We start from the raw sequence: 13,620 nt of genomic DNA on the forward strand, positions 1-13,620 counted from the left end.
CATGAAGGGTGTTCATAGACACAATCATTTTAGCCCCATTACTGACATTAATGATAATTGATATTCTGACCGTATCAAAAATAAGTCTGAATTATCAGTAGGTTTATCATGAGAATACTTGTTGCAGGGGCGACAGGAAGTATTGGCCTTCATGTCGTCAACACTACTATCAAAATGGGCCATCAGCCTGTAGCGCTGGTCAGAAATAAACGCAAAGTAAAATTGCTTCCTCGTGGAACAGATGTTTTTTACGGCGATGTTTCAATGCCTGAAACACTCACCGAATTACCGAAAGATATTGATGCCATCATCTTCACTCTCGGTTCCGATGGTCAGGGTCGTATTGGTGCCAGAGCAATTGATTACGGCGGCGTGCGTAATATTTTACGCCTATTCAGAGATACGCCTGTTCGCATCAGCTTAATGACCACAATTGGTGTGACTGAACGACTCAGCACCTGGAATCAACGCACCGAAGTTCATGACTGGAAAAGACGTGCCGAGCGTCTGGTCAGGGCCAGCGATCACCCCTATACCATCGTCAGGCCCGGCTGGTTTGATTACAACAATGATGATGAACACAGAATCGTTATGCTTCAGGGAGATCGTCGCCATGCGGGAACACCGGAAGATGGTGTGATATCCCGGGAGCAAATCGCAGAGGTTCTGGTCAGTGCCCTGACCTACGACGAGGCAAAAAATAAAACGTTCGAGCTGGTAGCTGAGCGAGGCGAAGCACAGCAGGATCTTACCCCACTGTTTGCAGACCTGCAGTCTGATGATCCACAAAAAAATGATGGGGTTCTGGACATAGACAATATGCCTCTGCGTGAAGAACCTGAGTGCATTATTAACGAGCTGAATTTGTATTCAAAAAATTAACCAATCTACAACCCTGACAATTTTGTCATATAGCGGTCAGCCTCATGTCAGCTTATGCCTGTATATTTACATATACAGACGGGATAGTTCCCTTGGTACGAATCCAGTTTTAAACATAGATTTTAAAAGAGGTATTAAATATGAAAGCACTACTTATTACTACATTGGTCATGGGGTTTATATCAGTGAATGCCGCCTCTGCAGCTCAGGAAATTAACCATGCAGATGGGAAAGAAAAGATTGGTGTAGTCTCAACCAGCAATGCCTATACGCTTGATGATTTATCGAATGCGCTCTCTCGTAAGGCTGATGAGCAAGGAGCAACATCGTTCAAAATTCTGTCAACCACGGGGAATAATCGGCTGCACGGGGTTGCTGAAATCTATAAGTAAATAAAATACATCCTAAAAAGGATGTGTCACAGCCCTCTTATAGTGAGCGTCGATTTATGTTCAGAACAGAAGGCATCATCGATGAGATAACTCAATGGATTGATTCAAACTTACATAAGCCGCTGAAGATAGAGGATGTTGCTGCGCGGGCAGGATACACCAGATGGCATCTTCAGCGGATTTTTGTGCAGGTGAAAGAAGTTAGCCTTGGGAAGTACATAAGAGATACGAAACTTAGACTTGCAGGAATAGATCTTATTAATATTTTTATTCCAGTGTTGGGCATAGCTTATAAATATTGGTTTGACTCAATACATACTTTTATTAAACTTTTATCTAAAGAATATAATTTTCACCAACAATGTATAGAAACGCAAAAAGAAAAATACAGTAATTATTTAAATCATTGAAATCATTGAAATCATCTAAAAGCTGCCAAAATAAAATATTATTTCAGCAACGGAATTTTTACTGCAGAAATATTTAATTATAAAAAAGCTCATAATCTTTTCGTGAGTATCCGCGCGACCTATGAGATTAGATATCGGACATGCTATTGAAAGTATCCTAAAAAAACAAGTCATTCATTTTTAGAGATCTCCCGACATTTTATTCAAATTAATCAGCGCAACGACACGCGGCCGTTATAGCTCCGTATCTCATTCAATAATTTAAACATGTAGATTAAATGTACCCTACTGATAAATATAAAAACCTCATTTGAGCGCAAAACCATCCCTAACTTGCTAATCCACTTTATAGAAAGTTTTTAATGCAGCCGCATCATTCCCAGCCAGCATCTGCTTAGACGCAGGCTGGGAATACATAACTCAGAATTCAATACTAGATAATGCGCTAAGATATCAATTAACTTTATAACTTCCTTATCACTTTTCCGTCTTTTTTATCGAAGGATACAATCGTATACTCATAACCCTTCAACGCTTCGACTAAAACACTCTCATCTTCAGATGTAGCAAAGATAATCTGACCACTGACCTTTGTTGATTCAGCCGCATCTCTAAGCAATTCAGCAAAGCTCACTTTATTTGCTTCTTGTTGCCTTGGTTCATCAAAAATGATCAATCCAGGGTGATTAGTCGTAAAGCGTTGGCCAACGGTGAACAAGCTGATCAGATATCCCCAAATTATTCTGATACCATCACTAGCTGAGGTATCAAAACCAATGTCATAGCCTTCCCTGGTTGGAAGGTAATTATCTTCAGATATCCCTATAAGTTCTGCATCAAAACTATCAAAATTATATTTCCTTAACCTTTCAACTACACCAGAATTTAACAACCGTAACTTCGAAGTGTCGTTATGTGAAAGTATTCTTTCCGGCAGGGATTTTCTATCTGAAATTAGCTTTTTGTACTTTTTGTGGAGCGTATCTAGCTCAAGACGAATGTTAGTTATATTGATAATCGCCTCATCAATATCCTCAATATCATTTTCCAAATTAATTTTATGGCGTAGATACTCCTCTTGAAGAGCAACTGAAGGATAATCAGTGCTTTTCAGTTTACTTATTTCTGATTTTAAAGTAGCTATTTTTGATTCTATTTTTTTCTGTTCAGCCTCTTTAAATTTCAATTGTTTGTTACAATCTAATAAAACAAAATCAAAAGCCTTTATTTGCTCTTTGATAAAATTTAAGCTACTTTCATATGTCATGAGATTCTCTTGAGATGAAAAATCCAAGAGATTATCATTATATTGAGCCCCACAAGTAGGACATTCATTACTTAGTAATTGTGTAGACTCGTATACAGTAGAGTCTGATATCTTCTTCAAATCCTCATATTTCCTTTTATCATCTAAAAGATTGCTCAACCTTTTATTTGTAGAAAATATCTGATAGTTTATATAACTTTTATGATCACTTATCGCTTGCAATTCTAATTCTAATTTATGTACTTCATCGACTTTAGAACTTATAGAACTCAAAACGGATAATTGCAGAGCTGTATCATCGGCCTGTCCAAAACTTTCGGCATTAATCGCTTTCAATTCATTCGCATAAATTTCTCGAAGATCACTTAGTGATTTAATATCATCTCCTTCTTTTATAACCAGATCTATTTTATAATTATCAAACTTGGCCTCAGGCTGTTCTGGTATGCCAGTCACGACTGATGAAACCTTTGAGGCAACTATTTCCGCATTTCTCTTGATTATTTTCCATTGATATATAACTTCATCAATACCATTTTTTATAGCGCTTCGCTTAAGTATATTTTCATTAACATCAAGAGACATTAAAAACTCAAGAGCTCTTTTTTTAACTTCTTTAATACCAAATTGAGTTGGAATTGTGGCCATTATTGATGACCAACCTTTCTTCTGTTCAACATACCATGCAGGGAATAGCACTGACGGGTAAAGAGGGGTTTCTTTACCGTTATGATTAGGTACTAGAGGTAAATTCCAGCCTAAAAATACAGTCAACCATTTATAAAACCCCATATCCCGCTCAGTATCACCTTCACGATGGAGGAAATATGAACCACTTCTATTCCCCTCTCCATTCATATCAGTTTCGTCGATATAAATAATATTATCACTTTCAAAACCAATAATATTTCTCTTCAAAGATGCAACTACGCCATTATTATTCTTGATTTTTAAAGTGACAAACGATGAGATGACATTAATTTCTTGACCATCTATTGTATTTAAGACTCTTGTCAGAGAAGGTGGGAATGGGATTTTGGCACTTCCCATACCTAATGCTTTTTCCATTCCTAGAGCGTAGGCTATAGCATTCATGCATGTTGATTTACCATGAGAGTTTTCCATGCGTAATAGAAATAAGCCTTTAGAAAATGGAATAGTGACTCCATATCGGCCATCAGTAGTATTTGCAACAATATCCAAAGAAACAATTTCTAATGACATATTACCCCACTTGGAATATTTTATTAACATTAGTTTCGGACAATCCTTTTTTAAGCTTATGCAGTTTAAAAGATTCATCCTTGAATACATCTAGTGCAGTTAACTTTACTGCACATAATTCTCCCTTTTCAGCTATTTTATATTTGTCGTTCTCTCGTATTATAAAACCTTCAGCTAACATTAGCTCTAGCGCACGGTCGAGTGTAGGATCCATGCGAACCTCAGGTTTAAGGCTTTCCTTGTTTAAAGTCCAAAACTCAAAGCTAGCTACATTTTGATCTGATTTCAAAACCCAATTAACAACATGCATTTTTTTTAAAGAACAGCAACCAGAACGACCAACGATAGATAGAATCAATAAAATTAAACTACAACGCCATAATGGCCTCATATCGCAAGGTAAGTGTTCAGGTCTTTTAGTAAAGGTGAAAGGTTTCCCGATTATTTCCTCTATAGTTATATGCATCTTTTTTTCCACCTTAAAAGTCTAATGGGCATCGTATCAACCAATCGGAAATCACACCCCAAGTAATTTTCTCGAGATCCGATTGTTTAAAAGTTGGAACTTCTTCTTCAATACATTTTTTTAATGCTTCAATTTGATCTGTCATAATTTTTGATGGTTGGGCATTAGATGGGGCAAGCATAAACATCCCAACTAAATTATTCTCTCTCTGTTGAATACATTTATAAACGATTTCATAAATATCAACCCAATTTTTCTTTAAAGTGTCTAATAGATTCTGATAATCAAGGAACTTCTGAATTAGAAAATTCCTAATCTGTTCTTGCCTTGACATGGAGTCGTGGATCTTAGGTAATTTTAAATTCAACTTTTCAAGGAAAGAACTATTATCACTGATGAATTCTAGAGCTCCTTCAACAGTAGTATCATCTAAGTTCAGACTTAATTGATATGAGTCTTTGCGAAGTAAAAAAGCTTCTTGTGAATAGCTACTTTCAGTTTGAACAATGATTTGAAAATCATCAGCAACATACGGAAGACCTAACTGGCGAACCTTAAGGGATTTCTTTGTACAATATTGACTTAGTTTAGCTGATTTATTATAAGGTGTTGCCAATATCCAACGACTAATCTTTAATGTTCCAAACAACTCCTCTAATTCTTTAACATTGTCTTTGGAGAATTTCTGAATATCATTATATATTTTCTTTTGCTGCGCTTTATAAAGTTTATCAATATCACTAGACTGCTCAGGCAAATAACACTGAAAAACATGTCCACTGAGGGTGTAGCATTCAAGACCAAAATCCCCTCCATGTGAATCAGGTAAGTCACAACAATTTGCTGGCTTGTAATGTAGCCAAATAATGCTTTTGAAATACGATTCCCATGCCTTGGGATCGCTATGTGGGTCGATATGCATTTCTAATTCCGTTGAGAAATTTTTAACCCAGTATAACTTCTTGTTCTTAAGGGAGTAAATACGAACGACCAAATAACAGGCACCTTTAAAGGTCACTTTTGTAGTATACAGATAACCCCATGGTCGAATGTAGAAGCCAACATGGAGGTGAGTGCCTGGATGGCAAAAAACACCGGAGTACATTGTAAGCATTTGATTTACAATATATAACCTCGCCATACTATCCTCTACTAGGTGTTCAAAATCGAAGATGCAAAGAAAACTAAAGAAATCCCATGATTTTTGATTAGCTTTCCTTCAGCGATTTCAGCATTGAACCCTGATTCAATCTCCTAATCTTTTTCATGGTTTCCGCCTTCCATTGCTAATCGCGCTATAAGCTCATTTCGTCTAAGCAACACTTTTTTGCTTAGCTCCCAGTTAACATACCCCCTCACACGATACTGGACAAACATACAGTATCATGTAATCACAAAAATGAGGAAGAAAAATAATCAAATGTTACTAATGTATTTGCCTGATATCGATGAACATTAGGTCTCAGGCTCCTTAACATTTACAGTGAATACCTCAGTAGAGAAGAATATTTTTTTGGTTTTTTCGAATACGATAACTACAGCAACTTACAGGTGCTCGCGCCACGCAGCCACGATTCGACGCAGATGACTTCCATCGTTAAACATACGGGAGGTGTTTGCCATCTATGGAACAAGAAAAATGTCGAAGGTGGCAATGTGCGATAGTACAGCCCACAACGCAGGATAATTATCGATAAGTGTGAGTATGTGCTTGAAGCGGTGAAATCAGGCTTCGGATAACTCAGCAAAAAAAATTGTTCGGTATTGAGCTCCTCCGAAACAGAGAAGCTCTGCTTAAGTTTTCACGCTATCTACTAATAAACGGCTAAATTCTGAGATTGTCTCATAACGCCATGATTAGTTTATATTTTCCAATGTTATCAATATGGTCTGCGTACCACTGCATCATCTCCCTCCGCCCTTCCAGATACTGAGCATGGTTATACGTCCCACGAATCGCATTCTTATCGACATGCGCAAGCTGAGTTTCAATCCATGCCGTATTGAATCCTTCCTCATGTAAGACCGTACTCATCGTGTGGCGGAAGCCATGCCCCGTTACCTTCCCCGTGTATCCAATCCGCTTAAACACCTGATTAATACTCGCTTCGCTCATTGTTTTGCGGGGATCATTCCTTCCAGGAAACACCAGTGGATATTGCCCTGACATCACTTTGAGCTGCTGTACGATTTCCAGAGCTTGGGTAGAGAGGGGCACAAAGTGAGGCCGTTTCATCTTCATTCGGTCGGCAGGGATTTCCCACACCGCTTTCTCAAGATCAAATTCACTCCAGAAAGCACCTCGAAGCTCGCCGGTGCGAACTCCCGTAAGGATCAGCAAACGTGCGGCAAGAACAACCAGCGGGCTGCCTGTATAACCAGAGAGAGCTTTAAAGAAGTCTGGTAACTCCTCAACGGTAAGGAAGGGATAATGCTTCGATTCATGCCCTGACATCGCGCTGGTAAGATCCGCTGCAGGGTTATATTCCGCACGGCCAGTCACGATGGCGTAACGAAAGACTTCGCTGCAGCGCTGGCGAACTTTCTTGGCCTTCTCTGTCGCGCCACGGCTTTCCATTCGACGCAGCACATTAAGCAGAACCAGCGGTTTGATTTCATTCACCGGCTGCTGGCCGATATAGGGGAAAATATCTTTATTGAAAGCTTCGATAATGTCGGAGGCATAACCTTCTGACCATCGGTTTACCTTCGTTCCGTGCCACTCAAGCGCCACAGACTGGAACGTGTTGTTGAGTTGCACATCCCGAACCAGCTTTTCTTCTTTCTTTGCGAAAGACGGATCGATACCCTCGGCCAGCTTTTTCTTAGCTTCATCACGCAGTGCCCTCGCTTGTGCAAGGGACACTGCCGGATAGACCCCAAAAGCCATACGCTTCTCTTTTCCATTGAAGCGATATTTCATCCGCCAGTATCGAGAACCAGAAGGAACAACTTCAAGATACAAGCCTGCACCATCTGCTAGCTTGTAGGCTTTCTCTCTGGGTTTAGCAGCATCTACCTGTCGTGCATTAAGCTTCATTGGGGGCATCTCCCTGAACCGAACACAGAATGCCCCCACTTATGCCCCCAACTGTGACTTGATTCCGGTTGAGTCCAGTTGATAACAGGAGATAAAATACGGGCCAAAAACCGCAGTATACGGGCTTTAAGTTGATTTCGGTAGACTTGGGAAGAGTTTGAAATGGTGCCGATAATAGGAGTCGAACCTACGACCTTCGCATTACGAATGCGCTGCTCTACCAACTGAGCTATATCGGCCCTGAAAGGACATGACCACGAGTGTGAATCACGGGGTAGAAGGTTAAAACTAACCGGGTGATGCGTCAATAGCCTTGTGAATCAAGTGGCTGATTTTGCATCACTCCGGTTTTAATTACGCACGAATGGTATCGTCACCGATGCCGATCCACTTGTAGGTGGTCAGCGCTTCCAGCCCCATTGGGCCGCGTGCGTGTAATTTTTGCGTGCTGACGGCCACTTCCGCGCCAAGGCCAAATTGTCCGCCATCGGTAAATCGGGTAGAAGCATTGACGTAAACGGCGGACGAATCCACTTCATTCACAAAACGATCGGCGTTGCGCAGAGTGCGCGTCAGGATCGCATCGGAATGTTGAGTACCGTGTTCACGAATATGCGCAATTGCGTCATCCAGGCCGGCCACGATTTTCACGTTCAGATCCAACGACAGGAACTCGTCGTCATACTCTTCGGCTTTCACCGCTACCACGTTCGCCGGGCCTGATTTCAGTTGGGCCAGCGCCGTATCGTCAGCATGCAGCGTGACGCCGCTTTCCGCCATTTGCTTGCTCAGCGCAGGCAGAAAACGCGCAGCGATATCCTGATGCACCAGCAGCGTTTCCACCGTGTTGCAGGTACTCGGACGCTGGGTTTTCGCATTGACGATGATCTTCAGCGCCGGCTCGATCTCCGCGCTGTCGTCAACAAAGATATGGCATACGCCAATCCCGCCGGTGATCACCGGGATCGTCGACTGCTCACGGCACAGCCTGTGCAGGCCCGCGCCGCCACGAGGGATCAGCATGTCGATGTATTTATCCATACGCAGCATTTCATTGACCAGCGCGCGATCCGGGCTGTCGATCGCCTGAACTGCGCCAGCAGGTAAGCCGCAGGCTTCCAGCGCTTGCTGAATCACCGCAACCGTTGCCGCATTGGTGCGATACGTCTCTTTACCGCCACGCAGAATCGCCGCGTTGCCGGTTTTCAGGCACAACGAGGCGACGTCAACGGTCACATTGGGACGCGCTTCGTAAATCACGCCAATGACGCCCAGCGGAACACGACGACGTTCCAGACGCAGCCCGCTGTCCAGCAGACCGCCATCAATCACCTGTCCGACCGGGTCGGCCAGGTTACACACCTGACGGACGTCATCGGCAATCGCTTTCAGGCGCGCCGGCGTCAATGCCAGACGATCCAGCATCGCTTCGCTGAGGCCGTTTTCGCGCGCCTCGGCAACGTCCTGGGCGTTAGCGCTCAGGATGCTTTCAGTTTGCGCTTCCAGTTCGTCCGCTATTTTTTCCAGTACGCGATTCTTCTCGCGGCTGGAGAGTAGCGCCAGTTTGTAGGACGCCGCTTTGGCAGCAATGCCCATTTGTTCCAGCATACGTCGGCTCCTTAACGGGTAATCATGTCATCGCGATGGACAGCGACCGGGCCATATTCATAGCCAAGAATCGCGTCAATCTGCTGAGAGTGGTGACCAGCAATACGGCGCAGCGCGTCGCTGTTATAACGGGTAACGCCGTGGGCGATATCACGCCCTTCCTGGTTACGGATGCGGATCACTTCACCACGCGAGAAGTTACCTGTCACGCTTTTAATGCCTTTTGGCAATAATGAGCTACCGCGTTCCAGAATCGCAGATGTCGCCCCTTCATCCACCGTGATTTCACCGGCAGGCGGCGCGCCAAAGATCCAGCGTTTGCGGTTTTCCAGCGGGGAGGCTTGCGCATGGAAACGGGTTCCCGCAGAAATGCCTGCCATAACATCACCAATCACGCCCGGCTTGCTGCCCGCCGCGATGATGGTGTCGATTCCGGCACGACAGGCAACATCGGCAGCCTGCAATTTAGTGCCCATTCCCCCGGTTCCCAGGCCAGAGACGCTGTCGCCCGCAATCGCACGCAGCGCATCATCAATGCCGTACACGTCTTTAATCAGTTCAGCCTGCGGGTTGGTTCGCGGATCGGCGGTAAACAACCCTTGCTGATCGGTCAGTAACAACAATTTGTCGGCGCCCGCCAGAATGGCGGCCAGCGCGGAAAGATTGTCGTTATCGCCCACTTTTATTTCAGCGGTCGCCACGGCATCGTTTTCATTGATGACAGGGACAATATTGTTGTCCAGCAGCGCACGCAGGGTGTCACGCGCGTTCAGGAAGCGCTCTCTGTCTTCCATATCCGCACGCGTCAGCAGCATCTGCCCGATGTGAATACCGTAGATAGAGAATAGCTGTTCCCAAAGCTGAATCAGACGACTCTGCCCCACCGCCGCCAACAGTTGTTTAGACGCTATGGTCGCCGGGAGTTCCGGGTAGCCAAGATGCTCACGCCCGGCGGCAATAGCGCCCGACGTGACGATCACAATACGATGGCCTGCGGCATGTAGCTGCGCGCATTGACGAACAAGTTCTACGATATGGGCACGGTTCAGGCGGCGCGATCCGCCCGTTAGCACACTGGTGCCGAGTTTTACCACCAGCGTCTGGCTGTCACTCATGATTCTCTGCCATTCAAAATAGGGGAAAATGATATCAAACGAACGTTTTAGCAGGACTGGCCCCGGTTGCCAACAACCAGAGCACAAAGCATGAAATTTTGTTGCGCAGGATCAGCAAGCGTAGCGGCAGTTTCTGACAATTTTATTACCGCAATAATAAATCATCCTTTTTTAAAAATATTCTTAATTTGTCATAAAACCTTCATTGCAGAGCGTTAAAAACCATCCTGTTTTTCACGGGGATCACTCCCAGCGAATATTAGCGCGTAATTTTAAATCAGGAATGAAAATGAAAAAGAGCACTCTGGCATTAGTGGTGATGGGTATTGTTGCATCGGCATCCGTGCAGGCAGCAGAAGTGTATAACAAAAACAGTAATAAACTGGACGTGTATGGCAAAGTAAAAGCGATGCACTACATCAGTGATGATGACAGCAAAGATGGCGACCAGACTTATATCCGCTTTGGCTTTAAAGGCGAAACGCAGATTAACGATCAGCTGACCGGTTACGGTCGCTGGGAAGCTGAGTTCGCCGGTAACAAAACAGAAAGCGAAGGCGGTCAGAAAACCCGTCTGGCTTTTGCGGGTCTGAAGCTGAACGATTTCGGTTCGTTAGATTATGGTCGTAACCTGGGCGCCCTGTACGACGTTGCCGCGTGGACGGATATGTTCCCTGAATTCGGCGGCGACGGCCTTGCACAGACCGACAACTTTATGACCAAACGTGCCAGTGGCCTGGCAACTTACCGTAACACCGATTTCTTCGGCGTTATCGATGGTCTGAACTTAACCCTGCAATATCAGGGTAAAAACGAAAACCGCGACGTCAAAAAGCAGAATGGCGACGGTTTCGGCACATCTCTGAGCTATGACTTCGGCGGCAGCGACTTCGCCATCATCGGCGCATACGCCAATTCAGACCGCACCAATGAGCAGAACCTGCAATCTCGCGGACAAGGTAAAAACGCGGAAGGTTGGGCGACGGGTCTGAAATATGACGCCAATAACATTTACCTGGCGACTATCTATTCTGAAACCCGCAACATGGCGCCTATTTCCGGTGGTTTCGCCAATAAAGCGCAAAACTTCGAAGCGGTTGCCCAGTATCAGTTTGATTTCGGTCTGCGTCCTTCCCTGGGCTATGTTCAGTCTAAAGGCAAAGATATTGAAGGTATCGGTGATGAAGATATCGTGAAATATATCGATGTGGGCGCAACATATTATTTCAATAAAAATATGTCCGCGTTCGTTGATTATAAAATCAACCAGATTGACGATGATAACAAGCTGGGCGTAAGCAGCGATGATATCGTCGCGATTGGTATGACGTACCAGTTCTGATTGTCTTAATTTGCCGGATGACGACGCTCAGGCGTCTTATCCGGCCTACTCTTTTGCACTGTTGCAGGCCGGATAAGCGTAGCGTCATCCGGCATTATTCTATGTTACGCCGTTAACTTCACCGGTTCTTTGAAGTTATCGGCGGGTTCCAGCGCCAGATTCAGCGAAGTCAGCAGTGCACGCAATTTTTCATGAAACTCGCGCAGGGTGTACTCCAGGCGTTCAATCACTTCGGTCTCTTTAATCGGCACGGCGGTCCAGTTACCTTCTTTGTCAAACAGGCCAAACTGGTAGCTGTAGGTAAAGCGTTTTTCCTGCGCTTCCAGTTCCATCCACCAGCCCCAGAATTCACGTTTCTCAGGCGCTGGCTTCACGTTGACGCAAACAGCCAGGCAATCGAAAAAAAAACGATTATCTTCGCACTGCCCTTCGCGTATATACGGGCCAAGCGCAGTGAATTTCTTGATCAATCTACTTTTCGGGTGTCCACTCGGTAACGTCATTGCGATCTCCTTTGGTGAAGCAACTGTTTTACCAAAACAATAAAATTTAGCAATCCATTAACACAATCTGTGATTGATCCAACCGGTAATTTCTTTCAGCGCAGTGTCAAAATTGCGATACACCGGATTAAACGGAATCTCCATCAGCTTACCGTCGGAAGATGACGAGGTGATGAGCCGGGACTCCTCTTCCGGGCTAAACGGATCGTTTTTCCAGAAGCCAGATAACATCGGCGTTGGGCAGCGTCTGCCAAGCAACCCCTGCACCTTCAGTGAATAACGATTTAGCTCAACGCGCAGCGCTTCATCTGACGCATCATGCATCCCCAGACGGCTTGCCAGCACGTCAAGATACATTTCCGGCACCGTCCCCTGACGCTGTGAATCGCTTAACAACGCATGGACCACCGGCCCCAGACAAGCTACCGCTTTCAGTCGCGGCGCTTCCAGGTAGGCCAGACGTACCGCAACGTTAGCGCCAAAACGAAAACCAAACGCCGCCACCCGGGTATGATCAACCCACGGTACTCCAGGCAGCGCTTTCAACACATGCTGATGCAGCAGACTGGAGTCCTGGGTGAGCTTCCATTTTGACGAGAATCCAACCGACGGCATATCCAGCGTCAGCATCGCCATACCGCGCGGCGCGAAGTAACGTTCGAACAGGGTGTAATAGTCCGTTTGCATGGAATCCAGGCCGCCGCACATCAGTACGGTCGGGAACGGGCCATCCCCTTTCGGCATATGCAAAAACGCAGTGACAGGCGCGCCGCCGGGGATCGAAAACGCCATTTCACGCAGCGAGCCCGGCAAGCGTTGCGCGGCCTCTTCATACGCGCGGTTCGCCAGCGCCTGCGCCTGCTCCGCCAGCTCATCCCCTTTAAGATGCGGGTAAGCCGCAATGTTGTAGAGCGAGGAAGCGTGCAGCCAGTGGCGCCCGCTGCGCTGTGGGTCTGTTTCCTGGCAGGCTTTCTGCTGCCATTCCATCGCCTGTTTCGACCATTCAAAGATCCAGTTACCGCCACGGTAGCCAATCACCGTGTCGTACAGCTCTTTGTCGGTTCGCTCGGCTTCGCTCATTACGATACGCGCCTGCACATCAAGGATTTCTCGCGGATCGATACCGCGCCAGATCCACATCAGACGGTTGATCATGCGATACCAGTGCGGCACGTTTTTACCATCCAGAGTGGACTGCACGGACGGCTGCGTTCCGTGATTGAAGCGCCGGACAAGCGTCGACGTTTCAGGATGTTTGAAGCGGGGTTTAAACAGGGTTTCGCTGAGGTTAGCCTGTGACATTCGTGCAGCCTCCAAGGGTACTTACTGAGGCCTATTGTAACGTGTGTGCGGCTAAAAAAAACAACGCCC

At 45.3% G+C, this 13,620-nt stretch carries 12 protein-coding genes and 1 tRNA gene; 4 read left to right on the plus strand and 9 right to left on the minus strand.

The features are described 5' to 3' along the window. The first annotated feature begins 108 nt into the window (after window positions 1-108). The 3 genes from OGW17_RS17080 (at window position 109) to OGW17_RS17090 (ending at window position 1,684) form a co-directional block, all read left to right on the plus strand. A complete protein-coding gene (locus OGW17_RS17080; RefSeq protein WP_071260073.1) occupies window positions 109-882 on the plus strand; it encodes an SDR family oxidoreductase in 774 nt (257 codons plus the stop codon). 140 nt (window positions 883-1,022) lie between these two features. Further along, window positions 1,023-1,274, plus strand: coding sequence for a YdgH/BhsA/McbA family protein (locus OGW17_RS17085; protein WP_042324782.1), 252 nt, complete (start codon window positions 1,023-1,025; stop codon window positions 1,272-1,274). Window positions 1,275-1,330: 56 nt separating this feature from the next. Next, a complete protein-coding gene (locus OGW17_RS17090) occupies window positions 1,331-1,684 on the plus strand; it encodes a helix-turn-helix domain-containing protein (protein WP_071260075.1) in 354 nt (117 codons plus the stop codon). Between the two features lie 463 nt (window positions 1,685-2,147). Here the strand turns inward: OGW17_RS17090 and OGW17_RS17095 are convergent, their stop codons facing one another. From OGW17_RS17095 to proB, 7 genes are all read right to left on the minus strand, one after another. After that, complete coding sequence (locus OGW17_RS17095) at window positions 2,148-4,175, minus strand: Smc domain-containing protein (RefSeq protein ID WP_071260077.1); 2,028 nt, start codon at window positions 4,173-4,175, stop codon at window positions 2,148-2,150. A 1-nt stretch (window position 4,176) separates the two neighbouring features. Beyond that, a complete protein-coding gene (locus OGW17_RS17100; protein ID WP_081353230.1) occupies window positions 4,177-4,641 on the minus strand; it encodes a serine/threonine protein kinase in 465 nt (154 codons plus the stop codon). Between the two features lie 13 nt (window positions 4,642-4,654). Beyond that, complete coding sequence (locus OGW17_RS17105; protein ID WP_071260146.1) at window positions 4,655-5,563, minus strand: hypothetical protein; 909 nt, start codon at window positions 5,561-5,563, stop codon at window positions 4,655-4,657. A 921-nt stretch (window positions 5,564-6,484) separates the two neighbouring features. Beyond that, on the minus strand, window positions 6,485-7,681 hold the full coding sequence (locus OGW17_RS17110) for a tyrosine-type recombinase/integrase (protein WP_286452252.1): 1,197 nt from the start codon (window positions 7,679-7,681) through the stop codon (window positions 6,485-6,487). 163 nt (window positions 7,682-7,844) lie between these two features. Beyond that, window positions 7,845-7,920 (minus strand) — tRNA-Thr (locus OGW17_RS17115). 115 nt (window positions 7,921-8,035) lie between these two features. Then, a complete protein-coding gene (gene proA / locus OGW17_RS17120) occupies window positions 8,036-9,289 on the minus strand; it encodes a glutamate-5-semialdehyde dehydrogenase (RefSeq protein ID WP_071260082.1) in 1,254 nt (417 codons plus the stop codon). An 11-nt stretch (window positions 9,290-9,300) separates the two neighbouring features. Continuing rightward, window positions 9,301-10,404 carry a glutamate 5-kinase gene (proB, locus tag OGW17_RS17125; protein ID WP_012133771.1) on the minus strand — a complete coding sequence of 368 codons (1,104 nt, stop codon included), beginning with the start codon at window positions 10,402-10,404 and terminating at the stop codon, window positions 9,301-9,303. A gap of 289 nt (window positions 10,405-10,693) precedes the next feature. Between proB and phoE the strand changes: the two genes are divergently transcribed. After that, complete coding sequence (gene phoE / locus OGW17_RS17130; RefSeq protein ID WP_024130644.1) at window positions 10,694-11,746, plus strand: phosphoporin PhoE; 1,053 nt, start codon at window positions 10,694-10,696, stop codon at window positions 11,744-11,746. Between the two features lie 104 nt (window positions 11,747-11,850). Here the strand turns inward: phoE and crl are convergent, their stop codons facing one another. Both crl and frsA read right to left on the minus strand, forming a co-directional pair. After that, window positions 11,851-12,249, minus strand: coding sequence for a sigma factor-binding protein Crl (gene crl / locus OGW17_RS17135; protein WP_012133774.1), 399 nt, complete (start codon window positions 12,247-12,249; stop codon window positions 11,851-11,853). A gap of 57 nt (window positions 12,250-12,306) precedes the next feature. Then, window positions 12,307-13,551, minus strand: a complete 1,245-nt coding sequence (gene frsA, locus OGW17_RS17140; protein ID WP_047458755.1) for an esterase FrsA — start codon at window positions 13,549-13,551, stop codon at window positions 12,307-12,309. Window positions 13,552-13,620: the final 69 nt, after the last annotated feature.

The sequence above is a fragment of the Citrobacter sp. CK181 genome (assembly GCF_030333595.1).
In the GTDB taxonomy this organism is placed as follows: domain Bacteria; phylum Pseudomonadota; class Gammaproteobacteria; order Enterobacterales; family Enterobacteriaceae; genus Citrobacter_B; species Citrobacter_B koseri.

Bases quoted from the DNA above. Each gene is read 5' to 3' on its own strand.
- OGW17_RS17085 (WP_042324782.1), top strand. From the start codon at position 1,023: ATGAAAGCACTACTTATTACTACATTGGTCATGGGGTTTATATCAGTG.
- OGW17_RS17095 (WP_071260077.1), bottom strand. From the start codon at position 4,175: ATGTCATTAGAAATTGTTTCTTTGGATATTGTTGCAAATACTACTGAT.
- OGW17_RS17100 (WP_081353230.1), bottom strand. From the start codon at position 4,641: ATGCATATAACTATAGAGGAAATAATCGGGAAACCTTTCACCTTTACT.
- proA (WP_071260082.1), bottom strand. From the start codon at position 9,289: ATGCTGGAACAAATGGGCATTGCTGCCAAAGCGGCGTCCTACAAACTG.
- phoE (WP_024130644.1), top strand. From the start codon at position 10,694: ATGAAAAAGAGCACTCTGGCATTAGTGGTGATGGGTATTGTTGCATCG.
- OGW17_RS17110 (WP_286452252.1), bottom strand. From the start codon at position 7,681: ATGAAGCTTAATGCACGACAGGTAGATGCTGCTAAACCCAGAGAGAAA.
- frsA (WP_047458755.1), bottom strand. From the start codon at position 13,551: ATGTCACAGGCTAACCTCAGCGAAACCCTGTTTAAACCCCGCTTCAAA.
- OGW17_RS17090 (WP_071260075.1), top strand. From the start codon at position 1,331: ATGTTCAGAACAGAAGGCATCATCGATGAGATAACTCAATGGATTGAT.
- proB (WP_012133771.1), bottom strand. From the start codon at position 10,404: ATGAGTGACAGCCAGACGCTGGTGGTAAAACTCGGCACCAGTGTGCTA.
- OGW17_RS17080 (WP_071260073.1), top strand. From the start codon at position 109: ATGAGAATACTTGTTGCAGGGGCGACAGGAAGTATTGGCCTTCATGTC.
- crl (WP_012133774.1), bottom strand. From the start codon at position 12,249: ATGACGTTACCGAGTGGACACCCGAAAAGTAGATTGATCAAGAAATTC.
- OGW17_RS17105 (WP_071260146.1), bottom strand. From the start codon at position 5,563: ATGCATATCGACCCACATAGCGATCCCAAGGCATGGGAATCGTATTTC.